The 25,573-nt window shown below is 63.8% G+C and carries 27 protein-coding genes and 1 riboswitch; of the genes, 17 read left to right on the forward strand and 10 right to left on the reverse strand.

Going from position 1 to position 25,573, the window contains the following annotated elements; all coding sequences use genetic code 11:
• Positions 1-144 precede the first annotated feature (144 nt).
• Positions 145-516, reverse strand: a complete 372-nt coding sequence (locus VKR55_RS24170; protein WP_324407301.1) for a response regulator — start codon at positions 514-516, stop codon at positions 145-147.
• Between the two features lie 133 nt (positions 517-649).
• Positions 650-1,501: an MJ0042-type zinc finger domain-containing protein gene (locus tag VKR55_RS24175; protein ID WP_324407303.1), complete on the reverse strand. Its 852-nt coding sequence runs from the start codon at positions 1,499-1,501 to the stop codon at positions 650-652.
• A 216-nt stretch (positions 1,502-1,717) separates the two neighbouring features.
• Between VKR55_RS24175 and ftsE the strand changes: the two genes are divergently transcribed.
• From ftsE to VKR55_RS24195, 4 genes are all read left to right on the forward strand, one after another.
• The gene (gene ftsE, locus VKR55_RS24180; RefSeq protein ID WP_324407306.1) at positions 1,718-2,377 is read left to right on the forward strand and encodes a cell division ATP-binding protein FtsE; all 660 of its coding nucleotides are present in this window, start codon (positions 1,718-1,720) and stop codon (positions 2,375-2,377) included.
• Positions 2,370-3,338, forward strand: a complete 969-nt coding sequence (locus tag VKR55_RS24185) for a cell division protein FtsX (RefSeq protein WP_324407308.1) — start codon at positions 2,370-2,372, stop codon at positions 3,336-3,338. The genes ftsE and VKR55_RS24185 overlap by 8 nt, the downstream gene beginning before the upstream one ends.
• A gap of 80 nt (positions 3,339-3,418) precedes the next feature.
• A complete protein-coding gene (locus tag VKR55_RS24190) occupies positions 3,419-4,135 on the forward strand; it encodes a YdcF family protein (RefSeq protein WP_324407310.1) in 717 nt (238 codons plus the stop codon).
• A 220-nt stretch (positions 4,136-4,355) separates the two neighbouring features.
• Complete coding sequence (locus tag VKR55_RS24195; RefSeq protein WP_324407311.1) at positions 4,356-5,114, forward strand: lysophospholipid acyltransferase family protein; 759 nt, start codon at positions 4,356-4,358, stop codon at positions 5,112-5,114.
• 9 nt (positions 5,115-5,123) lie between these two features.
• Here VKR55_RS24195 and VKR55_RS24200 read toward each other — a convergent pair whose 3' ends face one another.
• From VKR55_RS24200 to VKR55_RS24210, 3 genes are all read right to left on the reverse strand, one after another.
• The gene (locus VKR55_RS24200) at positions 5,124-5,333 is read right to left on the reverse strand and encodes a hypothetical protein (protein ID WP_324407313.1); all 210 of its coding nucleotides are present in this window, start codon (positions 5,331-5,333) and stop codon (positions 5,124-5,126) included.
• Entirely contained in the window at positions 5,330-5,521 is a 192-nt protein-coding gene (locus VKR55_RS24205) for a hypothetical protein (protein WP_324407314.1), read from the reverse strand. The genes VKR55_RS24200 and VKR55_RS24205 overlap by 4 nt, the downstream gene beginning before the upstream one ends.
• 217 nt (positions 5,522-5,738) lie before the next feature.
• Positions 5,739-6,344, reverse strand: a complete 606-nt coding sequence (locus tag VKR55_RS24210) for a gamma-glutamylcyclotransferase (protein ID WP_324407316.1) — start codon at positions 6,342-6,344, stop codon at positions 5,739-5,741.
• 106 nt (positions 6,345-6,450) lie between these two features.
• Here VKR55_RS24210 and VKR55_RS24215 point away from each other — a divergent pair, with 106 nt between their 5' ends.
• From VKR55_RS24215 to VKR55_RS24230, 4 genes are all read left to right on the forward strand, one after another.
• Positions 6,451-7,644 carry a DUF2125 domain-containing protein gene (locus VKR55_RS24215; RefSeq protein WP_324407317.1) on the forward strand — a complete coding sequence of 398 codons (1,194 nt, stop codon included), beginning with the start codon at positions 6,451-6,453 and terminating at the stop codon, positions 7,642-7,644.
• Between the two features lie 358 nt (positions 7,645-8,002).
• A complete protein-coding gene (locus VKR55_RS24220) occupies positions 8,003-8,257 on the forward strand; it encodes a hypothetical protein (RefSeq protein ID WP_324407318.1) in 255 nt (84 codons plus the stop codon).
• Positions 8,258-8,543: 286 nt separating this feature from the next.
• On the forward strand, positions 8,544-10,106 hold the full coding sequence (locus tag VKR55_RS24225) for a hypothetical protein (protein WP_324407319.1): 1,563 nt from the start codon (positions 8,544-8,546) through the stop codon (positions 10,104-10,106).
• 36 nt (positions 10,107-10,142) lie between these two features.
• Complete coding sequence (locus tag VKR55_RS24230) at positions 10,143-10,586, forward strand: hypothetical protein (RefSeq protein WP_324407320.1); 444 nt, start codon at positions 10,143-10,145, stop codon at positions 10,584-10,586.
• A gap of 3 nt (positions 10,587-10,589) precedes the next feature.
• On the opposite strand, the gene VKR55_RS24235 is transcribed toward VKR55_RS24230, so the two are convergent.
• Genes VKR55_RS24235 through VKR55_RS24245 form a run of 3 tightly spaced genes read right to left on the reverse strand, consistent with a single transcriptional unit; the run spans position 10,590 to position 13,515 of the window.
• Positions 10,590-11,531 (reverse strand): prephenate/arogenate dehydrogenase family protein, encoded by a 942-nt coding sequence (locus VKR55_RS24235; RefSeq protein WP_324407322.1) that lies wholly within the window; start codon positions 11,529-11,531, stop codon positions 10,590-10,592.
• 11 nt (positions 11,532-11,542) lie between these two features.
• Entirely contained in the window at positions 11,543-12,640 is a 1,098-nt protein-coding gene (gene hisC, locus VKR55_RS24240) for a histidinol-phosphate transaminase (RefSeq protein WP_324407325.1), read from the reverse strand.
• Between the two features lie 29 nt (positions 12,641-12,669).
• Entirely contained in the window at positions 12,670-13,515 is an 846-nt protein-coding gene (locus VKR55_RS24245) for a chorismate mutase (protein ID WP_324407327.1), read from the reverse strand.
• Between the two features lie 139 nt (positions 13,516-13,654).
• Positions 13,655-13,734, forward strand: a riboswitch (SAM riboswitch).
• 89 nt (positions 13,735-13,823) lie between these two features.
• On the opposite strand from VKR55_RS24245, the gene metX reads away from it, so the two are divergent.
• Both metX and metW read left to right on the forward strand, forming a co-directional pair.
• Positions 13,824-15,014 (forward strand): homoserine O-acetyltransferase MetX, encoded by a 1,191-nt coding sequence (metX, locus tag VKR55_RS24250; RefSeq protein WP_324407329.1) that lies wholly within the window; start codon positions 13,824-13,826, stop codon positions 15,012-15,014.
• A 2-nt stretch (positions 15,015-15,016) separates the two neighbouring features.
• Positions 15,017-15,685 (forward strand): methionine biosynthesis protein MetW, encoded by a 669-nt coding sequence (metW, locus tag VKR55_RS24255; RefSeq protein WP_324407331.1) that lies wholly within the window; start codon positions 15,017-15,019, stop codon positions 15,683-15,685.
• A 173-nt stretch (positions 15,686-15,858) separates the two neighbouring features.
• Here the strand turns inward: metW and VKR55_RS24260 are convergent, their stop codons facing one another.
• The gene (locus tag VKR55_RS24260) at positions 15,859-16,725 is read right to left on the reverse strand and encodes an alpha/beta fold hydrolase (protein ID WP_324407333.1); all 867 of its coding nucleotides are present in this window, start codon (positions 16,723-16,725) and stop codon (positions 15,859-15,861) included.
• A 299-nt stretch (positions 16,726-17,024) separates the two neighbouring features.
• Between VKR55_RS24260 and VKR55_RS24265 the strand changes: the two genes are divergently transcribed.
• Positions 17,025-17,723, forward strand: coding sequence for a TIGR02594 family protein (locus VKR55_RS24265; RefSeq protein ID WP_324407335.1), 699 nt, complete (start codon positions 17,025-17,027; stop codon positions 17,721-17,723).
• 61 nt (positions 17,724-17,784) lie between these two features.
• Here the strand turns inward: VKR55_RS24265 and VKR55_RS24270 are convergent, their stop codons facing one another.
• Positions 17,785-18,117 (reverse strand): hypothetical protein, encoded by a 333-nt coding sequence (locus tag VKR55_RS24270; RefSeq protein ID WP_324407345.1) that lies wholly within the window; start codon positions 18,115-18,117, stop codon positions 17,785-17,787.
• Between the two features lie 257 nt (positions 18,118-18,374).
• Here VKR55_RS24270 and VKR55_RS24275 point away from each other — a divergent pair, with 257 nt between their 5' ends.
• The 6 genes from VKR55_RS24275 to VKR55_RS24300 all read left to right on the forward strand — a co-directional run.
• Entirely contained in the window at positions 18,375-19,124 is a 750-nt protein-coding gene (locus tag VKR55_RS24275) for a hypothetical protein (protein ID WP_324407337.1), read from the forward strand.
• 269 nt (positions 19,125-19,393) lie between these two features.
• The gene (locus VKR55_RS24280) at positions 19,394-19,891 is read left to right on the forward strand and encodes a hypothetical protein (protein WP_324407338.1); all 498 of its coding nucleotides are present in this window, start codon (positions 19,394-19,396) and stop codon (positions 19,889-19,891) included.
• Between the two features lie 22 nt (positions 19,892-19,913).
• Complete coding sequence (locus VKR55_RS24285) at positions 19,914-21,671, forward strand: caspase family protein (protein ID WP_324407340.1); 1,758 nt, start codon at positions 19,914-19,916, stop codon at positions 21,669-21,671.
• A 132-nt stretch (positions 21,672-21,803) separates the two neighbouring features.
• Complete coding sequence (locus VKR55_RS24290; protein WP_324407341.1) at positions 21,804-23,873, forward strand: ATP-dependent helicase; 2,070 nt, start codon at positions 21,804-21,806, stop codon at positions 23,871-23,873.
• Between the two features lie 61 nt (positions 23,874-23,934).
• Positions 23,935-25,086: a putative zinc-binding metallopeptidase gene (locus VKR55_RS24295; protein ID WP_324407343.1), complete on the forward strand. Its 1,152-nt coding sequence runs from the start codon at positions 23,935-23,937 to the stop codon at positions 25,084-25,086.
• The coding region (locus tag VKR55_RS24300) for a D-alanine--D-alanine ligase family protein (protein WP_475387177.1) at positions 25,083-25,573 on the forward strand (491 nt) is incomplete at its 3' end. The genes VKR55_RS24295 and VKR55_RS24300, both read left to right, overlap by 4 nt.

Below are 25,573 nucleotides of genomic sequence, written 5' to 3' on the forward strand. Positions count from 1 at the left end.
CGCTCAAAACCTCATGCAGCGACGGCGGATCGATCGCCTCCTCGATCCGCCTCCGCCAATCATCAAAGATCAGCGACAGATGAGCCTCAGCCTATGCCAAAGCTAAACCGGACAGCCGTGGGTCAAGCCCGGCCATGACGAGGACTACTTCCGCGACGCCAGCGCGTCGGCGACGGCGGTGCGGATATCGGCCACCGAGAACGGTTTGGTGATCACGTCATGCACCAGCGCGTTGAGGTTGGAGGCACGCTCGCGCTGATCGGCAAAGCCGGTCATCAGCAGGATCGTCAGGTCGGGAAAGTCGCGCGCAGCCGATAGCGCGAGCGCAATGCCGTCCATAACCGGCATCTGGATGTCGGTCAGCAGGAGATCGAAGGCGCCGCCCTCACGGGTCAATATCTCGAGCGCCTCGGCGCCGTCCTGCGCTGTGACGGTCACATGCCCGTCCATGGCGATCGCGCGTGCCACCAGCGCACGCATCGAAGCTTCGTCGTCGGCGATCAGGACGCGCGGCATTTCTATTCGCTCGAACCGCTCACTGCAGCGGCGTTGGGGATTCACCTCTCCCACGCAAGTCAGGCTTGGCCGACTTGCGCAGATATTGATGCGCAGCCGGGGTAAACCCTGGTTGTGTGGGCGAGGTGAGACATCATACACTGCCGCCGGCGATATCGCGCTTGTTGAAGAAGCGGATATCGATGCTCCTGCCCTCGGCCGGCGGCGAGGCAAGGCGCGACTTGAACCAGGCGCGATCGCCGGGTTTCAGCGTGGTCTGGTCAAGCACGGTGTTCCAGGCGTAGATCTCGGTGCCTTGCGCGTCGCGGACGGCGAAGCGGAGCCGCGGCAGCGCGACGGTCTTCTTGGTCTTGCCGACGATCACGCCCTCGATCACCAGCACCGGCTTGCCTTCCACGGTCTCGGTCGTGACCTTGACGTCCTTGAAGGCAAGCCCGCGCAGGTTCACGTCAAACCCGACCAGCTTGTAGAAGCCCGCGGTCTGCGGCAAGAGCCGCACCACGTCCACGCGCCAGACGATCAGCGCCACGACCAGCGCGCCCATCGCGGCGACCGCGGTCGGAAGGCTGGTGAAAGTGCGGCCCGCGCCGCCTCGCTCCTCGCGCGGCTTTCGTGCCAAAAGGCTGCCGAACCACGTCCCGCGGCCTGAAAGTTCCTCCTCGTCATCCGCAGCGTCGCGGACCAGCGAGATCCAGTCTTCCTTGGCGCCGCCTGCGGCGTCATCCTGCCAATCGCCCGCGATCGAGGGGCTGTCGACGACCGGGGCGTGGCCACTGCCGTCGTCCTCCGTCTCGTTCCATTCGGCGGCAACGTCGCGCTGGCGGGCGGAATGGCTCGTTGCCGCCATGGCGGGCTCGATGGCGTCCTCGGGCCGCGCCAGCCACACTTCCTTGCAACGGGCGCAGCGCACGGTGCGGCCAGCCTCCCCAAGGGTTGCCGGATTGATGGCGTAAGACGTTGTACAATGGGGGCAAACGATGTGCATGGAGCTACTCTCCGCCCGCGGCTAGTCGGATTCGTGACATCAGAATGCTACAAGGCGACCGTTAACGAATCGGAAACCATAACGGACGCAAAACCGGCCCGTGGCGGGCCCTTCGGGTCAGCCGTTCCGGCCGGCCCCGGCACATGATTGATCGAGCATGATCTTTTCGGAAAACCGGTGCGCGCTTTTCCGGATCATGCTCCAACGGAGCTGAGCTTGGTTCGGTTCGAAAATGTCGGATTGCGGTATGGATTGGGGCCGGAGATCCTGCGCGACCTCAGTTTCGTGATCCCGGCGCATTCGTTCCAGTTCCTCACCGGGCCGTCCGGCGCCGGCAAGACCTCGCTATTGAAATTGTTGTTCCTGTCGCTCAGGCCGACGCGGGGGCTGGTCAACCTGTTCGGCCGCGACATCGCGCTGCTCTCCAAGAACGAGATCGCCGATCTGCGCCAGCGCATCGGCATCGTGCTGCAGGATTTCCGCCTGCTCGACCACATGACGACCTATGAGAACGTGTCGCTGCCGTTCCGCGTCATGGGCCGCGACGAGTCGAGCTACCGCAAGGAGGTGATCGACCTCCTGAAATGGGTTGGGCTCGGCGAGCGCATGGACGCGCTGCCGCCGATCCTTTCCGGCGGCGAGAAGCAGCGCGCGGCGATCGCGCGCGCGGTGATCTCGCGGCCGCAGCTTTTGCTCGCGGACGAGCCGACCGGCAATGTCGACCCGACGCTCGGCCGCAGGCTCCTGCGGCTCTTTATCGAATTGAACAAGACGGGGACTGCGGTCGTGATCGCGACCCATGATATCAACCTGATGGACCAGTACGAAGCGCGGCGGCTGGTGCTGCATCAGGGACGCTTGCACATCTATGAGTAGGACCGACGAGCATGTGCCGCTGGTGGACCTCGGGAACGAGCGTCCGCAGGTCCCGCTGCGCGCGCGCATCCAGTCGCCCGTTGTTCCAAGGGCTTCCATCGCCGGCCGCGCGCTGGTGGCCGTGGTCGCGATCATGACCTTCCTCGCCTCGCTCACGACCGGCGCCGTGCTGCTGGTGAGCGCGTCGGCCACGGAATGGCAGTCGGATGTCGCGAGCGAGATCACCATCCAGGTGCGGCCGAAAGAAGGGCGCGACCTCGACAAGGACGTCTCCGCCATCGTGGACGCGATGCGCACGCAGCCAGGCATCGTCGACACCAGGCCGTTCACGAAGGAGGAGTCCTCCGCGCTGCTGGAGCCCTGGCTCGGCACCGGCTTGTCGCTCGACGAGCTGCCCGTGCCGCGGGTGATCGTGGCGCGGGTCGCGCCCGGCTCCACGCTCGACCTTGGGGGCTTGCGCAAGAGCGTCACGCAAGTGGCGCCGACCGCGAGCGTCGACGACCATCGCGCCTGGATCGAGCGGATGCGTTCGATGACGGAGGCGACGGTTGCCGCCGGGCTCGGAATCCTCGGGCTCGTCATCGTCGCCACCATCATCTCGGTGTCGTTCGCAACACGGGGCGCGATGGCGGCGAACCGCCCGATCGTCGAGGTCCTGCATTTCGTCGGCGCCGGCGACCGCTATATCGCCGACCGCTTCTTCCGGCATTTTCTGCTACTGGGCCTCGAGGGCGGCGTGATCGGGGGCGGAGCGGCGATCCTGCTGTTCGGCTTCTCGGAGTCGATCGCCGGCTGGTTCTCCGGCACCCCGGTCGGCGATCAGTTCGCGGCGCTATTGGGGACGTTTTCGCTTCGCCCCTCCGGTTATCTGGTGCTGGCGGTGCAGGCGGTCATGATCGCCGCCATTACCGCCTGGGCCTCGCGGCGCACGCTGTTTGCCACCCTCGACGACATCGAGTAGGGCAAATAGTGCGGCGGACCGGACTCCACTTCGGCCGAAAAGGTTTCTAAAATCGGGAAGGGAAGGGTTTTATACCGCGCATGACTACGCAGTCCGACGATAGATCGCCGAACGCGTCCTCGCGCGCGCCGCGCCGCGGCCTGCGCGCGATCGTGGCGATACCGCTTGCTCTTGTCGCGGCCATCGTGCTCGGCTTCATCGGCTTCCTGGCCCAGTTGCGCAACACCGAGACCCGGCCCGAGCGGCCGGCCGACGGCATCGTGGTCTTGACCGGCGGCGCCTCGCGCGTCTCGGACGGCATCGAGCTGCTGGCCGCCGGCTACGGCAAGCGGCTCTTGATCTCCGGTGTGCATCGGACGTCCACGATGGGCGAGATCTCCCGCACGGTGCAGGAGAGCCAGGCGCTGTTCGCCTGCTGTGTCGATCTCGACCGTTCGGCCGTCTCGACCCGCAGCAATGCCTCGGAGACGCGGCGCTGGGTGCATGAGCGCGGCTTCAAATCGCTGATCGTGGTGACCTCGAACTATCACATGCCGCGCGCCATCGTGGAGCTGTCGCATGCGATGCCGGACATCGCGCTGATCCCCTATGCGGTGGTCGGCGAGAAGTGGCGCGAGGAGCCGTGGTGGGAGAACGGAGCCACGTTCCGTCTGGTGTTGAGCGAATATGTGAAATACATCGCTGCGCGTATGCGGGTGCGTCTCGCCGATCTCGGCATCAACGTATGGGCCGAAGCCGCGGACCGCCCCTCGGGCTCGCCGCCGTCGCCCCGGCCCGCCACGGCGCAAGCGAACTAGGATTGGATGGGTGGAATCGGCTTGTCCGCGCACTCCGTTCACCTCTCCCCGCCGGGGAGAGGTCGGATTGCGCAGCAATCCGGGTGAGGGGGCTTTGCACTCATGATGGACCGTAACCCCTCACCCGATTTGCTGGCGCAAATCGACCTCTCCCTATGGGAGAGGTGAACCTCCGATGCCGCTCCAGTTCAGCGTAACTTCGTGACGTTTAGGGTTTTCGATGGGTCTGATATTCCTGCGTTCGCTCGTCTTCAACATCCTGTTCTACGTGGTGTTTCTGGCCTGGTCGCTGGTGGCGCTGCCGACGTTCCTGATGCCGCGGGCGGCGATGCTGAAGGTCGCAAGCTGGTGGGCCAGGACCAACATTCTCCTGATGCGCGTGATTTGCGGCATCAAGGTCGAGTTTCGCGGCACGGAGAAGATCCCGAAGGGGCCGCTGATCGTCGCCGCCAAGCACCAGTCGATGTGGGAGACCATCTCGCTGTTGCGCTTCTTCGAGGCGCCGTTCTTCGTGGTCAAACGCGAGCTGAAGTTCATCCCGCTGTTCGGCCTCTTCATCATCAAGACCGACATGGTCGCGATCGACCGCGCCAGGGGCGGCCGCGCGCTGCTCGCCGTGCTCCGGCGCGCCGAGGAGGAGGTCCGCCGCGGACGTCAGTTCGTGATTTTCCCCGAGGGCACCCGCACCGCGCCGGGCGCGCCGCCGCAATACAAGGCGGGCATCGGCATGGTCTATGTCGACTGCGGCGTACCCTGTCTGCCGGTCGCGCTCAATTCGGGCCTGTTCTGGCCGCGCCGGACCTTCATGCGCTACCCCGGCACGCTGGTGGTCGAATTCCTCGACCCGATCCCGCCGGGCCTGAAGCGCGACGAGTTTTTGTCGCGCCTCGAAAGCACGATCGAAACCGCAAGCAACCGCTTAGTCACAGCCGCGCAAGCGGAGCAGAAGGAATTGTTCGGCGGGATACCGGCGCGGTAGCGCGTCAGCCTAAGCTCCCCGGCCATCCTGTCTGCCGAGCACACAGCGCCATGCTGCGAGACGCTCGGCGGGATGCTGCTTCATCCACTCGGCGAGCTGCGGCGCGCCCATCAGGCAGGACTGCATCGAGATCTCGGCGAAGTCCGAGGTGGTGACGGTCTGCTCGTGGCAATTTGCCGGTGAGGCGAGACTGCAGAGCACGGCGATGATCTTGATCACGACGGCAGCACCCCATCGCGGCGACGGGCATCGGCGCCGCCGGCCGCGTGGTTCACCTGCGCCTTGCTGCTCTGCTCGTGGACCGGATCAGCCGGCGGAAAGATGCTGTCATAGATCGCGCGCGCTTCCCGAATGAGGCGCGTTCGCTCGCGCTCGGACTTTGGGATAAATCGAACAACCTCGCCCATGTTGGCTCCGGATCGTGAAGAGGCCTTTTGCATGACAATTGTCATGCAATGCTCGATTTGGGACCTATGCGCCGAACTTGGAAGCCCTGCGGGCGGTAACGAAGAATAAAAACGCCGTGAACGGGGATACCAGCAAGTAGCAAGTAGCCCGGATGAGCGAAGCGACATCCGGGAAGCCTCCCGCATGTCGCTGCGCTCATGCGGGCTACGATCGCTGTCACAGCACCGGCGCTTCAACCTTGTGCGGATGCGCATCGTGCAGCAGCAGCGCGAGCTGGTGCAGCGGCTCATCGCGAAAACCTTCCGTCTCGATCGCTTTGACGGTCGACAGCACGTAATCGCGGTTGTTGCCAGAGCGGCCGTGGCCCTGCTGGACGATGCGAAGCTGGTCGTGAAGCGGCAGGCGGCCGGCATATTGCACGTGGCCGCGGTCGACTACGTAGGTCAGCGCGCTGATGCGCTGGCGCGGGTCGTTGTCGAGCCAGACCGAGCGCATCACCTCGCGATAGACATGGGTAGTCTGCTCGCGGCCGCGCAGGTAGGCGATAGTGTCGTTGCGGAGCTTCGATTCCACGCGAAAGGCGACGCCGCGGCAGGCGCCGCCACGGTCGAGCCCGAGCACGAGGCCCGGCTTTTCCGGCGTGCCGCGGTGATCGAAGGAATAGACGCAGAGCGCGCGATGCTCGCCGACCAGCCGCGCCGGCACCCTCTCGATATAGTCGAAGCCCGGCCGCCAGATCAGCGAGCCATAGCCGAACACCCAGAGGTCGCTCGCGGGTGATTCCTTGGCAGATTTCGTTTCGGGGGTGGTGATGCCGGACATTTCGCGCCGAGAGCTAGCAGAATTTGCTGTTCCGTGAAAAGCCGTTAACTTGATTACCGGGGTTGCGACCGCTTTATTGCCAAAATTGCTGCTCAAAGGGTCGCCAATGACTGATATTGCCCTTGCGCCCCGCCGCTATAAGCGCTGGCGCATTTTCATCGCTCCCGTCCTGCTGCTGATTGCGGCGCTCGCATGGAGTGCATTCTGGTTCTATGCCGCCTCGCAGGTGGGCGCCCAGGCCGATGCCTGGCGTGCGCGCGAGGCGAAGGCGGGCCGCCTTTACGATTGTGCCAAGCGGTCCGTCGCGGGCTTCCCATTCCGCCTTGAAATCACCTGTGATGGCGCGAGCGTCAAGCTGGTGTCACAGACCGCGGGCCGACCCGCGTCGCAGCCTTTGACGGTCAAGCTCGGCAAGATACTCGTCGTATCGCAGATCTACGATCCGAAGCTCGTGATCGCCGAGTTCACGCCGCCCGCCACGCTGTTCGATCCCGCCGCGCAGCAATCCTATGCCGTGAACTGGCGCCTCGGACACGCCAGCGTCGTCGGCCTGCCGTTCACGCCGCAACGCGCCGATGTCGAATTCAACGACCCCACCATCGATCGCATCGATCAATCGATGCAGGTGCCGGTCGCGCGCGCCAGGCATGCCGAGCTGCACGGGCGGCTGGTGGAAGGCTCGGCGGCCAATCATCCCGCGCTTGAAAGCGTGCTCGAGATAAACCAGGGCAGCATTCTGGGCCTGCATCCGCTGCTCGCCGAACCCTTCGACGTCGACGTGCGGGCGATGGTGACGGGCTTGAAGGATTTCTCGCCAAAGCCCTGGCCGGTGCGGTTTCGCGAGCTGCAGGCCAACGGCGGCCATGTCGAGATCCTGCAGTCGCGCGTGCAGCAGGGCGATCTCGTTGCGGTCGCGGCCGGCACGCTCGGCTTGAGCCCGAGCGGTCACCTTGAGGGTGAACTGCAGATGACGGTCGCCGGCATCGAGAACGTGATTCCCGCACTCGGCATCGACAAGATGCTGGAGGACGGCGTGCCGCAGGCAACGCTTGATCGCGTCGCGCCCGGCGTGAAGACGCAGGACCTCAACAATCTGTTCGGCGCGCTCGACCGCGCCATTCCCGGGCTCGGCAAGGTCGTGAAGCAGAATGCCAATGTCGGCGTTGCCGTCGGCATCAACGCGCTCGGCAAGGAAGCCGAGCTCGAAGGCAAGAAGGCGCGATCCTTCCCGTTGCGCTTCGTCGACGGTGCGGTCTTCCTCGGCCCGCTGAAGGTCGCGCAGACGCCGCCGCTGTTCTGAACTTACGCTCTTCTAGCCGCCGTCATTGCGAGCAAAGCGACATGTCCGCCGTAGCTCGCAGAGCGAAGGCGGAAGCAATCCAGAGCCACGCGAAGTTTCTGGATTGCTTCGTCGCGGAGCCCGTCATCGGGCCGCGCCTTCGCGCGGACCCGTTGGCTCCTCGCAATGACGACAGCCTACCTGACGAGCCAACACCTGCCTGTGGTCGCGGATCTCCGCTTCCGCGAAGACAGGTCACGAGCCGATCTCCGAAGCGTGATGGTTTCTCCGCTGCAACGCGGGAATGCCCAAGCCTAGCTGTGACTCATGTCAATGAACGGCGCGCGACTGATCGCGGTGCCGGTGACAGGAGAACAACATGACCAGCTTCAAATTTCTGGGCGCGGCGCTCGTTCTTTCCGCGCTCGTTGCGACGCCCGCCTCGGCATGGGAGGCGATCTCGGAGCCCGCCGCAGCCGCTGCCCTGAACCCGAACTTCTCTATCTATTCGGGCGGCGATTCCGGTTTCGGATCTTCGCGCGCAATGGTCCCGCAGACACTGCGCGAAGATGCCGCAGGACTGCATATGTCGGTGCGGCCGCATCGCGCGCACCACGCGGCCAAGCGCTACTGAGCTCTGCCGATAACCACAACCTCCCTGCGCGTGCTCCACGACTGACTGGGCTCGGCCATGCCCCGGCCGAGCCCAGCTTTTTGTTTGCTCCCTGTCGCGCGCGAGATCGCGGTTCGCGCAAAAAATTCCCGGGAGCCGCTGCAGAAAAACGTGATCCGGCAAATCGCCGCTGCCGCGAATAATCAAGCCTCGATCCAGGTCTTTCGCCTCGGCGGGAAGCACGCACACACCTAGCCAGGGAGGTGCGATGTGCACGGGGAAGCTTCCTGCGTTGTGGGAGGCACTCATGCGCTTATACAACGTCATTCTTGTCGGTTGCCTGATGCTCTCGGTCAGCCAGGCATTTGCCGAAGATGATCCAGCGAACGAAATTCGCGAGCTCAAGGCCAGGCTGAAGCAGCTTGAGCGGCGTGTCGACGATCAGGGACGCAAGGAAAGGCAAATGCAGGCGCAGGCGCGGACCATTCCGACGGCCGCCTACAAGGTGCCACAGGACATCTGCCCCGCCGGAAAGGTCTGCTACAGGGGCGTCACGCTGACCTTCGGCGGCTGGGTCGATCTCACCGATATCTACCGGACGCGCAACCTCGCTTCCGATACCGGCTCGGTCTACAACTTCATTCCGTTTCCGCAACAGAAGAACTACTTCATACCGGAATCGCGCTTCTCGGCGCGGCAGAGCCGTTTCTCGGTGCTCGCCGAAGGCGATGTCAATCCGGTCACGCATCTCGCGGGTTACGGCGAAATCGATTTCGAGGGCGCGGCGCAGACGGCAAGTTCAGTCGCGACCAACTCCTTCAACCCGCGCATGCGCCAGTTGAGCCTTGAGATCGACCGGACCGATTTCGGCTTCCACGTGCTCGCCGGCCAGTCCTGGTCGCTCAACGCGCCGAGCAAGGTCGGCATCGATCCGCGCGGCGTCGACGCACCCGGCGTGATCGATTTCGAATCCGTGCCCGGTTTCATCGCTGCGCGGCAGCCTGGTATCCGCCTCGGGCAGGACATCGGGCCGGAGTTCAAGATCGCGGCCTCGGCCGAAAATCCGCAGACGTCGTTCTTCGGTGGCAATACGCCCGCGGTCGGCACGCCGGCGGCAGGTCCCCAGGGCGTGCTCAATCCCAATCTTCTCGTCAACCTGACCGGTCCGGGCGGCAGCTTCTTCAACAATGCGAACAATGTCAGCCTGAACCAGGTGCCGGACTTCACGGTGAAGGCGGCCTGGGATCCGCGGCTCGGGCCGTATCATCTGCACATCGAAGCCTGGGGCCTCTATCGCCAGATGTTCGACCGCTTCAACTTCGCCAACCACACCTATGACACCGGCTCTTTCGGCGGCCACGTCAATGCGGAGCTGGTGCCGAAGACGCTCGAGTTGCAAGTCTATGGCGCGCACGGCGCGCTCGGCCGCTTCACGGCAACTCCTTTCCCGGATGCGGCGCTGGCGCAGGACGGCACCATCCTGCCGCTCACGATCACGGCAGCCGCCGTCGGCCTGATCTGGCACACGCTGCCGACGCTCGATCTCTACACCTATGCCGGCATCGAGAGCGCCAAGGCGGCCTTCATGGACGTCGGTACGGTGCCGTTCGGTTACGGCAACCCGCTCTACAATAACCTGGGCTGCAATATCGAGAGCTCGCCAGCCGCGACCTGCAACGGCAATACGCGCGAGGTCCGTCAAGTCACCGCCGGCTTCTACGACACGGTCTATCAGGGCCAATACGGCACGGTGAAAGCCGGCGTGCAGTATTCCTACAACCAGCGCTTCGCCTTCGAAGGCGTCGGCGGCGCGCCGAAGACGGACGACAACATCGTGATGAGCCAGCTCCGGTACTATCCGTTCAATTAAGGAGAAAAGAAAATGGCAACGAAGGACAAAGCAAAGATGGACGACGTCATCTTCCTGGCCGAGGCTGCGCACGTGATTGGGCGTTCGGGGCTGGGGATGGCGGGCGCCATGTGCGGGACCTTCGTTGCCGCCGAATTTACCACAGCCGCCCCCGCGTTGTTCGACTCAGCGCCTTTCATCGCGGCGATGGTCCTGCTCGGATTCATCGGCTTCTATCTCGGCATCGACATCCCGCGGGGGCATCTCCTGCGGGCCGGCTTTGGCCGACGGCGGCCGAAGGTCGATTCCGTTCATCTGGCGAGCGCCACCGGCACGTTTCTCGCCGCCATCGCCGCACTGATCTCCGTCTACAGCTTCATCTTCGACGACCCGCTGCACGGGAGCTTTGCATATTTGGTGGGCTCATGGTGGATGTTCGGCGTCGCCATGCAGATGGGCGCCGGCCTGGCCGGGCGCCTCTGCATCACCGTCGTCGGATGATGCTCAACCCGGCTTCTTGCCGAGTTGCTCATGCGGTCGCCCGAAATCCGGCGCGGCGGAATCCTGGCCGATCTCGACGATGCCGCGGCGGATGGCGCGGGTGCGGGCGAAATGTTCGAACAGCGCCTCGCCGTCGCCGCGGCGGATCGCGCGGGTGAGTTTTGAAAGATCCTCGTTGAAGGTGCCGAGCATTTCCAGCACGGCCTCCTTGTTGGCAAGGAACACGTCGCGCCACATCGTGGGATCGGAGGCCGCGATGCGGGTGAAGTCGCGGAAACCGCCGGCGGAAAACTTGATCACCTCCGATGAGGTCACCTGCGCCAACTCATCGGCGGTGCCGACGATGGTGTAGGCGATCAAATTCGGCAAGTGGCTGGTGATCGCCAGCACGAGGTCATGATGATCCGGCGTCATGGTCTCGACCCTGGCGCCGAGCGCGGCCCAGAATGCGCGCAGTCTTTCGGTCGCGTTCGGATCGGTGCCTTCCGGCGGCGTCAGGATGCACCAGCGGTTGATGAAGAGCTCGGCGAAGCCGGAGTCGGGTCCGGAGTGCTCGGTACCGGCGACGGGATGCGCCGGCACGAAATGGACATCCGCCGGCAGATGCGGCGCCATCTCGCGCACGACAGCGCTCTTGACCGAGCCGACGTCGGAGACGATCGCGCCGGGTTTGAGATGACCCGCGATCTCGCGGGCGACCTCGCCGCAGGCGCCGACGGGAATGCAGAGGATGACGAGGTCGGCGTCCTTGACCGCGTCGACATTGCTCGCGACCACGCGATCGACGATGCCGAGCTCTTTGACCCGCGCGCGCGTCTTCTCCGAGCGCGCGGTGGTGACGATCTCGCCGGCCAGACCCTGATCCCTTGCTGCACGGGCAATCGAGCCGCCGATCAGGCCAAAGCCGATCAGCGCGAGGCGCTTGAACCGAGGCGCACTGTTCACTTGAGCGCTATTCACTTGCCGGCCATGAATTCGCGCAAACCTTCGACCACGAGGCGGTTGGCCTCCTCGGTGCCGATGGTCATGCGCAGCGCGTGCGGCAGCTTGTAGTTCTTCAAAGCCCGCAGCACGAGGCCACGCTTGGTGAGGAACGCATCCGCCTCATCCGAGGTCTTTCCCCTCTCGGTCGGGAAGTGGATCAGCACGAAATTTGCCACGCTTGGCGTCACCTTGAGCCCGAGCTTGCCGATCTCTTCCGTCAGCCAGTTGCGCCATGTCTCGGTGTGCGCCTTCGACATCTGCTGGTGCGCTGTGTCCTCGATCGCCGCGACCGCCGCGATCATTGCCGGCGTCGAGACGTTGAAGGGACCGCGGATGCGGTTCACAGCGTCGACGATGTGCGCCGGTCCGAACATCCAGCCGATGCGCAGCGACGCAAGGCCGTGGATCTTGGAGAAGGTGTGGGTCACGACCGTGTTGTCGGTAGTCGCAACCAGCTCGATGCCCATTTCGTAGTCGTTGCGCGACACGTAATCGGAATAGGCGGCATCCAGCACCAGCACGATATGCGAGGGCAAGCCGGCGCGCAGCCGCTTGACCTCGTCGAAAGGGATGTAGGTGCCGGTCGGATTGTTCGGGTTCGCCAACCAAACCAGCTTGGTCTTCGGCGTCACGGCCTTGAGGACGGCATCGACGTCGGCGGTGAAATCCTTCTCCGCGGCGATCACGTTCCTGGCGCCGTTGGCCATGGTCGCAATCGGGTAGACCAGGAAGCCGTGCGTCGTCGAAATCGCCTCGTCACCGTGCTTGAGATAAGTGTGTGCGAGCAGGTTGAGGATCTCGTCCGAGCCGGCGCCGCAGATGATGCGGTCGGGGTCGAGCCCGAAGGTGCGGCCGATCGCTTCGCGCAGCACGCGCGAGGTGCCTTCCGGATAATCCTCGAGATGCTCGACTGCATGCAGGTAGGCCGCCTTGGCCTTGGGCGAGGGCCCGAACGGCGTCTCGTTGGCCGAGAGCTTGAACACCTTGCGGCCCGGCTCCGGCACCGGGCTCTTGCCGGGCGTGTAGGGCGCAATATCGAGGATGCCGGGATTCGGCACGGGGCGGTTCATCGTCGTCTCCGGAAGGTACGGGGCGGCTTTTACGGCTTCGCGCTAGCGTTGGGAAGCACCGTATAACGCGTTGCATGGCTGCCGACGAGGGCCGTCGAGCGTACCGAGGCCCCGGCCTGCAGCAGGGCCTGCTTGATCTTCTCGATGCCGTGGCCGGTGATCGAGACCAATAGGGCCGCGCCGTCAAAGGCGGTGTCGGGGACGGCGACGATGTCGGCGAGCGGTGCCAGTGCGCGGGCGGTATCGGCGTTCCAGCCGGAGACGCGCACGCTCCACACCTCGACCTCCGTCACCATCGCGTCGTCGGCAACGCGCGAGATCACGAACACCGGGAGTGCCGCGGGATGATCGGCGCGCTCGAGGAACGGCAACCGCGCGATGATCTTCGGCGCGCCACTGGCCTCGAGCTCGCTCCACCACGGCGTGCGGCTTGCGATCGCCGAGACCAGTGCCAGATCGCCCTTGGATTTCGCGACCGCCTCCACCGCAGCCTGCGCGCTGAAATGCGCCACGTATGGCACCACGAAGCCGAAATGGAATCGCGCCGAATCCCGCATCGCGCTCTCGCCGACGGAGACGTCGGCATGCACCGAGAACGGCGCCTGGACATAGGTGAAGGTCGAGATGATGACGCGCCAGATGCTCTCGACGGTGTCGATCGGCAGGATGCCGCGATGGCGCTCGACCAGGCGCCGCATCATGTCGGCCTCGCGCGCGGGCCGGAACGCCGAGCCGACCTCCTGGGTCTGCTTCACCTGGATCAGGCGATCGATGATGTCGCCGCGCTGCATGAGAAGGCGATGCACGCCTTCGTCGATGGAGTCGATCTCCTTGCGCAGTTCGGCGAGCGAAGGTGGAGAGGGAGGTTTTGACATTGAGAGAAGACCCGGCGTTGATAACACCGTTCTCTCCCATGGCCAGTCATGGCGCAAGGGCGACGCGGACTCAGCGATGGGCAGCCGCCCCGTTAACCCTGTGCTCGGCTTGACGAACTGATGACAACCGACTAATTTTGTACCGTTCCGTGGTCATTTGAGCCGGCCGGCTTGCAGCCACGTTAAACAACTCGCTAAACAGGCCGGGGACAGAATGATCCCGGCCGAACCTCTGTTCAGGCCGGTTTTTTTATTGGCCTGATGTCTGTTCTGGTTCGGGAGGCCCGGCGAAAGCAGGGTCGAGAGACATGGTGAGCGTGAAATCAGTACCGAGCCCCGCGATCGCCGAAGAGCGCTCGCATGAGGCCGATCATCCCACGTCGCTGCTGGCGCGGTTTGGCGTCGACCAGCCGCTGAGGCTCGATTGCGGCGTCGATCTCTCGCCCTTTCAGATCGCCTATCAGACCTATGGCACGCTCAATGCGGCGCGCTCTAATGCCATTCTGATTTGCCACGCGCTGACGCTCGATCAGCATGTTGCGAACAAGCATCCCGTCACCGGGAAACCCGGCTGGTGGGAGAACATGGTTGGCCACGGGCTTCCGCTCGATGTCGACCGTTACTTCATCATCTGCGCTAATGTCATCGGCGGCTGCATGGGATCGACTGGTCCTGCCTCGACCAACCCCGCTACCGGCAAACCGTGGGGACTGGATTTCCCGGTCGTTACCATTCCCGACATGGTGCGCGCGCAAGCCGTGCTGCTCGACCGGCTCGGCATCGACACCCTGTTCTGCGTCGTCGGCGGCTCGATGGGCGGGATGCAGGTCCTGCAGTGGACCGTCGCGTATCCCGAACGTGTCTTTTCGGCGATGCCGACCGCCTGCTCGACGCGCCATTCGGCGCAAAATATAGCCTTTCACGAGCTTGGTCGGCAGGCCGTGATGGCCGACCCGAATTGGCATCAAGGCGGCTACTCCGAGCACGGCACGTTGCCGCATCGGGGACTTGCGGTCGCGCGCATGGCCGCGCACATCACCTATCTCTCGGACGCGGCGCTGCATCGGAAGTTCGGCCGACGTATGCAGGATCGCGAGCTGCCGACCTTTTCATTCGACGCGGATTTCCAGGTCGAGAGCTATCTGCGCTATCAAGGCTCGTCCTTTGTCGAGCGCTTCGACGCCAACAGCTATCTCTATCTGACGCGTGCGATGGACTATTTCGACATCGCCGCCGACCACAACGGCGTGCTGGCGAAGGCCTTCCGCGGCATCAAGACCCGCTTCTGCGTGGTGTCGTTCACCTCCGATTGGCTGTTTCCGACCTCGGAATCGCGCGCGCTGGTGCACGCGCTCAATGCGTCGAGCGCGCGGGTGTCGTTCGCCGAGATCGAGACCGATCGCGGCCATGATGCCTTCCTGCTCGATGTGCCCGAGTTCTTCGACATCTCGCGCGCCTTCCTGCATTCGGCGGGGCTGGCGCGAGGGCTCGGAGGCTAGCGATGGCGCTGCAAGAGCAAACATTGCCGCTTCCCGGCGTCACGCCGCATCCCCCCGAGAAGCAGCGCAGCGACCACCTGCTGGTCGCCGAAATGGTCGCGCCGGGATCGAAGGTGCTCGACGTCGGCTGCGGCGACGGCGATCTGTTGCAACTCCTCGAAAGCCGGGGCATCGACGGGCGCGGCATCGAACTGTCGCGCGAGGGCGTCAACCGCTGCGTCGCCAAGGGTCTCGCGGTGGTGCAGGGCGACGCCGACACCGACCTCGTCAACTATCCCGATGACGCCTTCGATTACGTGATCCTGTCGCAGACCTTGCAGGCGACGCGAAAGCCGAAGACGGTGCTGGAGAATCTGCTGCGCATCGGCCATCGCGCGATCGTGTCGTTCCCGAATTTCGGCTTCTGGAAGATGCGTCTGCAGCTCCTGATCGGCGGCCACATGCCGCGCACCGAAAATCTTCCCGCCACCTGGTACGACACGCCGAACATCCATTTCTGCACCATCAAGGATTTCGTGCAGCTCTGTGACGAGATCAACGTCAAGATGGAGCGGGCGGTCGCGCTCGATCTGTACGGTCGCCCGGTGCCGCTGAACCTGCCCTGGTGGGTCTGGAACATGTTCGGCGAGCAGGGTGTGTTTTTGCTGAGCCGGGGCGGGAAGGGAAAATAGCTCCAACGGCGTCATTCCGGGGCGACGCGAAGCATCGAAACCGGTATCTCGTCATTGCGAGCCAACGGGTCCGTGCGAAGCGCGGCCCGATGACAGGCTCCGCGAAGCAATCCATACTGCCACCACGGACGCAGCGTGCATTGCTTCGTCGCTTCGCTCCTCGCAATGACGAACTAGTGTGGCAGCACTGACCGCGGATCGCGCGGGCCCCAGCGGCCGGCCTCCACCAGGGCGATGAAGCGCTCGACCATTTCGTTGAACAGCGCGGGCTCTTCCAGGTTGAGCACATGGCCCGACTTCGGGAAGAACGTCAGGCCCGAGGCGGGCAAATGTTTCTTCAGGAACAGGCTCGGCTCGACGCAGGCGTCGTCCTCATCGCCGCAGATGATCAGCGCCGGAGTTGCGACCTTCTTTATCGTGTCCGCCATGGTGTAGATCGAGGGTCGGCCGCCCTGAAAGCCGCGCATGGTGTTGGCCGAGCCTTTCGAGTCGTGGCGCGCCAGCGCCGCATAGAAATCGGCATGGCCGCGTGGATCCTTGACCAGGAAGGGAATGCGCCCCGGCGCCTCGCGCGTTACCTTGGCAACCTCGCTTGATCCGAGCGTCTCGAACTGCTCGGCCGTCTCCCGGCATGTCTTCCGGAACGTCTCCAGATTTTCCAGGCTCGAGCCGGAGCCGACACCGGCGAGCGTCATCGACAGCACGCGGGAAGGCTCATTCATCGCCGCATGCAGCGAGGAATAGGAGCCCATCGAGAGGCCGACCAAATGTGCCCTCTCGATTCTGAGGTGGTCGAGCACTGCGATCGCGTCGGTGTAGAAGTGCTTGTAGGTGTAGCTGTCGGCCGACGGCGGCACGTCGGAGGGCGTGTAGCCGCGCGCGGAATAGGCGATGCAGCGGTGGCCGCGCGAGAAGTAACGCATCTGCGGCTCCCAGTTGGTGTGGTCGGCCGCGAATTCATGGAGGAAGAGGATCGGCGTTCCGCTGCCTGCTTCCTCGAAATAAAGGCGGACATTGTCGCTCGTGACGGCGTGGGGCATTTGACCTCCTTCTTTGCGCGCCCTGTCATTGGCGCATGATTCTTTCGAAAACCGCTGCACATTTTTCCGGATCATGCGCGCATGGAGCCTTGCAGTTAACGCTCGTGACTGCAATGCGGCAGCGCGACTTTCTTTGGTCGTGAAAATGCCTGCTGAACTTCGCTGGACGCATTGCTGCAATGCTGCACCGCAGTCTTGTTCTCGCCACATCCGCAAATTTTACGACGCGACGTCGAATGCCGGTGCAACGCGCCGGAGGGGAAATGGGGGTGCTAGTCAAGCACGAGAGTAAACTGAGTATGGTTGTGTCTTCTACGTTTCGCCGCCCGCTTGTCGCGCTGGCTCTTCTGTCTGCGGCCGTCGCCGCTTCCGCTTCTCCCGCTTCGGCGCGGTCTCGTCATGGCGTTCATCGCGCCGTGCGTGCGCACGCGCACTATGCCTACCGTCATGTCCGAAGGCATTTTGTAGAGCGACAGGTCCGGGGTTATCGCTCGCAAGTCGCGTCCTATTCGGAAGTCGAGACTGACCCGCAGGTCGCGCACCGCCCGCGTCTGGAGCGCCATGTGGCGCTGAGGCGGCTGCGGCGGTTCGCCCATACGCAGGCGAGCGTGACGTCGTACGAGCCCGGGAGCGGAATGGCGACGTCCGGCAGCTTGTCGAGCCTCGTCATGGAGGCGCGCGAATTTCTCGGCACGAAGCCGAATGGCATGGGCAGCCTGTGGTGCGCGCGCTTCATGAACATGGTGCTGGAGAAGACCGGCCATCGCGGCACGGGTTCGGCCATGGCGAGCTCGTTTGCGCATTACGGTCAGCGCGTCTCGGGTCCGGAAGTCGGCGCCATCGCCGTCATGAGCCGGCGCGGCGGCGGCCATGTCGGCATCATCACCGGTATCGATGCTTCCGGCAATCCGATCATGATCTCCGGCAACAACGGCAACCGTGTCCGCGAGGCACCGGTCTCGCGGGGCCGCATCTATGCCTACGTGATGCCGAACTGACAGACGAGAAGGCCTCGGGATTTCTCTCCGGGGCCTTTGACCGAACCATCACCGATGACCATCACCGATAGTGGTGGTGATGATGATGATGATGATGGTGATGCCGGTGGCGCGGGATCACGATCACCGGCCGTCGTGAATACACATGGTGATGATGATGGTGGTGATGGGCCTGCGCCACCTGCATGCCGGCTTTTGCCGACGGAGCCGGCGTCTGGTCGTCAACTTGCTTCAGCAGGGCAACGGCGTTCGGGATCGGCTCGAGCAAGTCGGCATAGCCGTTGGCGTGCAGGACGTCCAATGGCGCGGGGGCCAGTGCGGGCGCAGCCTGCGCAGCGTTCAATGTGCTGAGCGCGGCTACCGCTCCCAGCAGTCCGGCTATCTTCTTTTCCATGATGAAGTCTCCGAGCGTCATTGCCCGGTCCGGTAATCGGCAGCCTGGGCAAAAGTTCCGGCCGCGGATCGCGCGGCAGCCGGCGGGAATTGCGAGCAACGGCGCTGATTCACGACCTCGGAGCGATCGCATTGCAAGCGAGCAGTGGCAACAATGTCACACCCCTTTCAACCCACCGCACTATAATGATCGCTCGTGCCTCGTTTCAGCCGCAAAGCGGGACTTGAACGAGTCGAAGAACAAGGTGAGGTGTCCTTATGGTGGCACTTGCGGAGAGAGTTTCCTCTGATCTGGCCGACGAGCTGACCGCGCATGCGGTTGCCAGCATCGAGAACGCCGATCATTTCGCTTCTCCCTTCCCCCATCTTGTCTTCCGCAATTTCTTTCCCGCGGATTTCTACCGGGATCTGGTGCGGAATGTCCCGACGCAAGGGTACGACCCGATTACGGACACGCGCACCCGTATGGCGCTGCGCCTCTATGGCGAGCATATCGAGAAGATCGAACCGTCACTGCGATCCGCATGGGCTGCGGTTTCGAGCGTGTTGACCTCGAGTGAGGTTGAGCGAGCGATCCGGACCAGGCTGCATGACGGGCTCGAGATTCGCGCCCACGGCGACAAGGTGCCTGGCGCCGACGATCTGAAGCTGGTCGCCAAGCCCGTGGTCTACCGGGACACGGACGGCTACCGGATCAAGCCGCATCCTGACACGCGCAAGAAGGTTGTGACGATGCAGCTCTATTGCCCGGCCGACGACAGCCAGGAAGCGCTCGGCACGACGCTTTACCAGGCTTCCCTCAAAGGGCTGTTTCACGTCGGATCCTATTGCCTCGAGCCGGTGAAGACCATCCCCTTCCTGCCCAACGTCGGATATGCATTCGTGGTGCTGAAAGCTTATCACTCGCTGACAAAGATGAGCTGGCATGGCCGTCCGCCGATCAAGACGGATCGGCCTCGCGTATCCATTCTCAACACCTTCTACGCGAACGAGCACGTCGGCTTCTGATCGCTTGCCGAACGGCGTCGCGTCTGTAGGTCCGGCGAAAATGGCGTGAGCGTCGTCGGCGCTATACGCGCTGCGGCGGAGCCCGCCGAAATCCCACCATGTCACAACGGATTGCCGCTGAGGCCTGATCGGTCTGGCGGGCTAAAGGCCCGCACCTGCAGCTTTCGTGATCCACGTCACAGCCATGTTTGAAGAAACTGCAAATCATTGTTATGCTTTTGTTATCCTGGATTGGGGGATGATCAATGCGCTTGACGCACGTTGCCGTTGTGGCGACCGCGGTCGCGACCCTGGTTGCTCCCGCATTCGCCGGCGGCGTGCCGCCGCAGGCCATGAACAAAACCATCAGCGTTTCCTTCGTTGCGACAGGTGAAGCCAAAGCACCTGGAGGGCTGGCCCGCGGCTTCAGCACCCAAGTGTCCGTTATCATCTACGTCTCGAGCGCCGGCCGTCTGTTTTTTCGCAAGCGGATCGCGAACGGCCGCTACAGTCGCGGCAAGGATATTGCGCCCGGCGAAGGTCGCGGAACCGCCAGCTTCCAGGGCAACCGCCTGATCGGCGTGGTGCCCTTCGAGGCCGGCGCGCGCCAGGTCACCGTGACCTTCGATCCCAGCTTTTCGAGCTGCACGGCGAGCGTGATCGAGGGCCATGACGGCGGGGGCGTGATCCGCCGCCACGGACCGGACGGGGCGATGTACGAAGTCACCTCGGCGAGCACGTTGAATCCGAGCTGCTCGATCCAGAGCGGCAATGCGTTCGCCGGTTAAACCGTTGCATCGGGGGTTGGCAGTGCGATCCGCATTTCTCATCATCCTGGCCTTGCTCTCCAGCCTCGTTGCCGGTCCGGCACGGGCGGAGAAGCGGGTCGCGCTCGTCATCGGCATGTCCGAGTACCGGCAGGTGCCGCGGCTGCCCAACCCGACGCGGGACGCCGACGTCATGACGGAGCTGTTTCGCAAGGCCGGCTTCGATCTGGTCGAGAGCAAGCGCGATCTCGGCATCGCCGGCCTTCGGAGCGCGCTTCGCGAGTTTGCCGCAGCCGCGCGGGACGCCGATATCGCCGTGGTCTATTACGCCGGCCACGGCATGGAGGTCGACGGCGTCAACTATCTCATCCCGGTTGACGCGAAGCTCGCCAGCGATTTCGACATCGAGGATGAAACCGTTTCGCTCGATCGCGTGCTGCAGGCAGTCGAGCCGGTCAAGCGGCTCAAGCTGGTGATCCTCGATGCATGCCGGGACAATCCCTTCGCCAACACCATGAAGCGCTCGATGGCAAGCCGCTCGATCGGGCGCGGTCTCGCCAAGGTCGAGCCGGCGTCGTCCGACACCCTGATCGCGTTCGCCGCCAAGGCCGGCGCGGTCGCAAGTGACGGCGACGGACAAAACGGCCCGTTCGCCACCGCGCTCGTGAAGCACATCACCGAGCCCGGGCTCGACCTTCGCATCGCCTTCGGCCGTGTCCGCGACGACGTGCTCAAGGCGACCGATAATCGCCAGGAACCGTTCGTCTACGGATCGCTCGGCGGCGACACCATGGCGCTGGTGCCGGCGGCGGCAAAACCGCCCGTCGCTTCTGACACGGAAGCGCGCGTGGACTACGAGCTGGCCGCTCAGGTTGGAACGAAGGAGGCGTGGGATGCCTTCCTCGCCAAATACCCCGCCGGCTTCCTTGCCGACCTAGCGCGCGAGCAGAACGCCAAGATGACAGTCGTCCAGCAGAGCCGCGACAAGGCCGACCAGGCGCAGCGCGAGGCCGAGGCGCTGGCGGCCCAGAAGACCGCCGAATTCAGGAAGCAGCTTGAAGAGCAGAGCGCGCGCCAGACCGCCGAGGCGAGGAAGAAGCTGTCCGAAGACGCCAAGCGCGAGCTCGAGCAAGCGCGGCAACAGATCGCCGACCAGGCCAAGAAGGAGCTCGACGACGCCAGGCAACAGCTCGCCCTGGCCCAGCAGCAGGCCGAGGCAGCGCGGCAGCAGGTCGAGCAGGTGAAGGCTCAGGCGGCTGCCGGCGCCAAGCACCAGATCGAGCAGGCGCAGCACGAGGACAATCAGCAGCCGAGCAAGGTGGCCGCTCTGACGCCGACTGAGCCGGCTGCGCCTTCGCCGGCAGCAGCGCCGGTATTGGACCCCGCCGACATCGCACGCCTGCTGCAGGCACACTTGAAGCGCGTCGGCTGCTATGGCGGCAGCGCCGATGGCAGGTGGGACGACACGTCGCAAAAGGCGCTCGAACTATTCAATGACAACGCCCGGACCAAATTCGACGTCAAGGTGGCGAGCCTTGATGCGCTGGATGCCGTCCGCAGCAAGACCGATCGCGTCTGTCCGCTGGCCTGCCCGAAGGGCCAGCGCGCGGACGGCGATCACTGCGTCCACATCGGTTGTAGCAACGGCTTCTTCCTCAACTCCAGCGGCGCATGCGAAAAGCGCGCAGAGCCCGCACCAAGGCCGAAGGCCGTGATGCGCCAGGAGTCGGCACACTCGGCGCCGTCGCGGGCGGGGGGCGGAAAGTGCTTCGCGTTCAATGGAAAGCAGTACTGCGAGTAGGGACGTAACGCGCGCTGGATGCGATGGGCCGTCGCGAACGCGCCGCTCCTGCCGCAAGAACCGCTCATTGGTTAGCGTCTCGCGCATTGCGCTTCGCTGCCGAATCCGAGATTCTGCGCAGAGAGGCGATTCGTGCTGGCAGCGGCTCAAACATACCTGGATGGCTTGAACCCGGAGCAGCGCCGCGCCGTCGAGCATGGCGTGAGGCCGAACGATACGGTCGGATCACCGCTCCTGATCATCGCCGGTGCTGGATCCGGAAAGACCAACACCCTGGCCCACCGGGTTGCGCACCTCATCGTTAATGGTGCCGATCCGCGACGTCTCCTGCTGATGACGTTCTCACGACGCGCGGCTGCGGAGATGACACGCCGGGTCGAGCGTATTGCGCGCCGGGTCCTGGGCGACAATTCGTCTATCCTGACCGATGCCCTGGTATGGGCGGGTACCTTTCATGGCATCGGGGCCCGCTTGTTGCGGGAGTACGCCGAACGGATAGGCCTTGATGTCGCCTTCACAATTCATGATCGCGAGGACTCCGCTGATCTGATGAACCTGGTCAGGCATACCCTTGGATTTTCCAGGACCGAGCGCCGCTTTCCCGCCAAGGGCACATGCCTTGCCATCTATTCCAGATGCATGAATGCGGAAACGCCGCTTGAGCACGTGTTGGGCCATTCGTTCCCGTGGTGCGCCGGCTGGGCCACCGAGTTGAAGCAGCTGTTCGCAGCCTATGTCGAGGCGAAGCAGGCTCAGAAGGTGCTCGATTACGACGACCTGCTCCTGTATTGGGCTCAACTCATGTCCGACGCCGCGTTCGCGGAGGAGATTGGAAGCCGCTTCGACCATGTCCTGGTCGACGAATATCAGGACACCAATCGCCTTCAATCGACGATCCTGCTGAGGCTGAAGCGAGATGGCGGAGGTCTGACCGTCGTCGGCGACGATGCGCAGTCGATCTACTCGTTTCGCGCCGCGACCGTGCGCAACATTCTCGACTTTCCCGATCAGTTCTCGCCTCGCGCCGAAATCATCAGGCTCGAGCGAAACTACCGCTCGACGCAGCCGATCCTGGCCGCGGCCAACGGCGTGATCGGCCTTGCGAAGGAGCGTTTTACGAAAAACCTCTGGACCGATCGCGTGTCGTCACAAAAGCCGCAGCTCGTTGCGCTTCGCGACGAGGCGGACCAGGCCCGCTATGTCGTCGAGCAGGTTTTGGCCAATCGAGAGCAGGGCTCTCTCTTGAAGCAGCAGGCCGTGTTGTTTCGCACCTCCTCGCACAGCGGCCCGCTCGAAATCGAGCTCACGCGCCGCAACATTCCGTTCGTGAAATTCGGCGGGCTGAAATTCCTGGAAGCAGCTCACGTCAAGGACATGCTGGCTGTCCTGCGCTTCGTGGAAAATCCGCGTGATCGCATCCCCGCCTTCCGCGTTCTTCACCTCCTGCCCGGAGTAGGACCTGCTTCGGCGCAGCGCGTGCTCGACCACATCGCCGAATCCTCTGATCCGATCGATGCGCTGATCACCATACCGGCTCCGCCGCGAGCCGGCGGCGACTGGACCGCTTTCGTCGAGACGGTGGCGAACCTTCGCGTGTCGAGATGGCCGGCCGATCTCGAACTCGCCCGCATCTGGTATCAGCCGCATCTTGAGCGCATCCATGACGATGCGGAAGTCCGGCGAGCCGACCTGATCCAGCTTGAACAGATCGCAAGCGGCTACCCCTCGCGCCAGCGCTTCCTGACCGAGCTGACACTCGATCCGCCGGACGCCACCAGCGATCAGGCCGGTGTGCCCCTGCTCGACGAAGATTACCTGATCCTGTCGACGATCCATTCGGCGAAGGGGCAGGAGTGGAAATCGGTCTATGTGCTCAACGTTGTCGACGGCTGCATGCCGTCCGATCTTGGCGCCGGCACGACTGAGGAGCTGGAGGAAGAGCGTCGTCTCTTGTACGTTGCGATGACACGCGCCAGGGACGATTTGCACCTCTTGGTCCCGCAGCGCTTTTTCGTTCACGGCCAGAGTGCGCAAGGTGATCGTCACCTCTATGCGTCGCGAACGCGTTTCATTCCCGACGCGCTGCTTTCGCTGTTTGAGAGGGGCAGCTGGCCGAGGTCAACCGAGGCCGTTGGCGCGGTCGTCAATCGGGCTGGCCCCCGCATCGACGTCGCCGCGCGCATGCGGGAGCGGTGGCGTTAGCGGCTATTTGCGGTGCCGGTCGGCGCTCGAAGGACGAGCAGACCATGCGTTGCGGCTTCCGATGGCGGCCCAAAGCCGAGGCCGGCCGCTGAACAACCGCGTGCCGCGACGGCGCGGCGGTTGTTGCCAGCGGCATCCTATGACATCATCTGAGTACCGTGTTGTTTTAACTTTTCGATGTCCTATGCCACGCCGGAAGTATGCTTGGGAAAAGCTATCGGATGAGCAGTTGCTCAAGCGCCGCCTCAGCAGTCTGAGGGTTGCGGTCGAAGACACTTGGCTTGAGCATTGTCTGACGGCTCTCTATGAAGAGCTCGAAGAGCGAGGCATCCGGCTGCGGCCACACGCGTGGATATCGAGCGAATGGTTCAGTCCGGCACATGTGCCCGGCATTGCCATCCCTTTCTATCTCACCCATCCCCGCCTGATGAAGATCGAGAAGAAAATGATGCTCGACGTCGAGGGCGGCACTTGGTCCGAGTGCATGGCCATTCTCCGTCATGAGGCGGGCCATGCCGTGCAGCACGGCTACCAGCTGCACCGCCGCCGGCGTTGGCAGCAGCTGTTCGGACCGTCCTCGAAACACTACCCGCGCTACTACCGGCCCAATCCGGCCAGCCGGCGTTATGTCCAGCATCTTCGGCTCTGGTACGCGCAGAGTCATCCGGACGAGGATTTCGCCGAAACATTCGCGGTGTGGCTGCGGCCGCGTTCGAACTGGCGGACGCGCTATGCCGGTTGGCCGGCACTGAAGAAGCTCGAATACGTCGACGAACTGATGGACGAAATCGCCGGGAAGCGGCCGCCCGTCACGACGCGGGAGCGTGTCGATCCGCTGCATGAGCTCAGCCAGACGCTCGGCGACCACTACCAGAAAAAGCAGGCGTTCTACGCCATCAAGCCACCGAAGACTTACGACCGCGACCTCTTCCGGCTCTTTTCCGCCGATCCACGGCATCGCCGGGAGCAACCGGCTTCGACCTTCATCAGGCGGCACCGCGCCCACATCAGGCAGCTGGTTGCGCGGTGGACGGGCGAGAACCAGCTTACGCTTGATGCCGTGCTTGACGACATGATCGCCCGCTGCCGCGAGCACAATCTGCGTGCCGTCGGGAGCGAACGGAAGCTCTTGATCAACTTCACCATCCTGTTGACCGCCAAGACCATGCACGCGCTGTTCGGTCCGTCGCGGCGCAAATGGATCGCGCTATGAGACGCCTGCGCATTCTGGTGCTCATGCATCCGGACTTCATGCCTCCGGACTCGACCGACGGATACACCGCGCGGCAAATCAATGAATGGAAAACAGAATACGACGTCGTGAGCACCTTGCGCGCGGCCGGCCATGACGTTCGCCCGCTCGGCGTGCAGGAGGAAATCAAGCCGGTGCGCGACGAGATCGAAGGTTTCAAGCCACATGTGGTATTCACGTTGCTGGAGCAGTTTCACAATGAGCCCGTGTACGACCAGCACGTCGCAAGCTTTCTCGAGCTGATGCAGATTCCGTATACCGGGTGCAACCCGCGCGGCCTGATCCTGGCGCGCGGCAAGGATCTATCCAAGACGTTGGTGCACTATCGCCGGATCGCGGTGCCGGCGTTCGCCGTGTTCCCGATGCGCCGCAAGGTCAAACGGCCGGCGCGTCTTGCGCTGCCGCTGATCGTCAAGAGCCTGAACGAGGATGGATCCCGGGGTATCTC

Source organism: Bradyrhizobium sp., from assembly GCF_035309285.1.
Taxonomy (GTDB): Bacteria; Pseudomonadota; Alphaproteobacteria; order Rhizobiales; family Xanthobacteraceae; genus Bradyrhizobium.

Coding starts and splice junctions, on each gene's coding strand:
- VKR55_RS24190 (WP_324407310.1), top strand. CDS start 3,419: ATGACTACGCAGTCCGACGATAGATCGCCGAACGCGTCCTCGCGCGCG.
- VKR55_RS24185 (WP_324407308.1), top strand. CDS start 2,370: ATGAGTAGGACCGACGAGCATGTGCCGCTGGTGGACCTCGGGAACGAG.
- VKR55_RS24275 (WP_324407337.1), top strand. CDS start 18,375: ATGGTGGCACTTGCGGAGAGAGTTTCCTCTGATCTGGCCGACGAGCTG.
- VKR55_RS24245 (WP_324407327.1), bottom strand. CDS start 13,515: ATGTCAAAACCTCCCTCTCCACCTTCGCTCGCCGAACTGCGCAAGGAG.
- hisC (WP_324407325.1), bottom strand. CDS start 12,640: ATGAACCGCCCCGTGCCGAATCCCGGCATCCTCGATATTGCGCCCTAC.
- VKR55_RS24295 (WP_324407343.1), top strand. CDS start 23,935: ATGGCGGCCCAAAGCCGAGGCCGGCCGCTGAACAACCGCGTGCCGCGA.
- metW (WP_324407331.1), top strand. CDS start 15,017: ATGGCGCTGCAAGAGCAAACATTGCCGCTTCCCGGCGTCACGCCGCAT.
- VKR55_RS24195 (WP_324407311.1), top strand. CDS start 4,356: ATGGGTCTGATATTCCTGCGTTCGCTCGTCTTCAACATCCTGTTCTAC.
- VKR55_RS24220 (WP_324407318.1), top strand. CDS start 8,003: ATGACCAGCTTCAAATTTCTGGGCGCGGCGCTCGTTCTTTCCGCGCTC.
- VKR55_RS24170 (WP_324407301.1), bottom strand. CDS start 516: ATGCCGCGCGTCCTGATCGCCGACGACGAAGCTTCGATGCGTGCGCTG.
- VKR55_RS24270 (WP_324407345.1), bottom strand. CDS start 18,117: ATGGAAAAGAAGATAGCCGGACTGCTGGGAGCGGTAGCCGCGCTCAGC.
- VKR55_RS24260 (WP_324407333.1), bottom strand. CDS start 16,725: ATGCCCCACGCCGTCACGAGCGACAATGTCCGCCTTTATTTCGAGGAA.
- VKR55_RS24265 (WP_324407335.1), top strand. CDS start 17,025: ATGGTTGTGTCTTCTACGTTTCGCCGCCCGCTTGTCGCGCTGGCTCTT.
- VKR55_RS24205 (WP_324407314.1), bottom strand. CDS start 5,521: ATGGGCGAGGTTGTTCGATTTATCCCAAAGTCCGAGCGCGAGCGAACG.
- VKR55_RS24210 (WP_324407316.1), bottom strand. CDS start 6,344: ATGTCCGGCATCACCACCCCCGAAACGAAATCTGCCAAGGAATCACCC.
- VKR55_RS24225 (WP_324407319.1), top strand. CDS start 8,544: ATGCGCTTATACAACGTCATTCTTGTCGGTTGCCTGATGCTCTCGGTC.
- VKR55_RS24215 (WP_324407317.1), top strand. CDS start 6,451: ATGACTGATATTGCCCTTGCGCCCCGCCGCTATAAGCGCTGGCGCATT.
- metX (WP_324407329.1), top strand. CDS start 13,824: ATGGTGAGCGTGAAATCAGTACCGAGCCCCGCGATCGCCGAAGAGCGC.
- VKR55_RS24175 (WP_324407303.1), bottom strand. CDS start 1,501: ATGCACATCGTTTGCCCCCATTGTACAACGTCTTACGCCATCAATCCG.
- VKR55_RS24230 (WP_324407320.1), top strand. CDS start 10,143: ATGGACGACGTCATCTTCCTGGCCGAGGCTGCGCACGTGATTGGGCGT.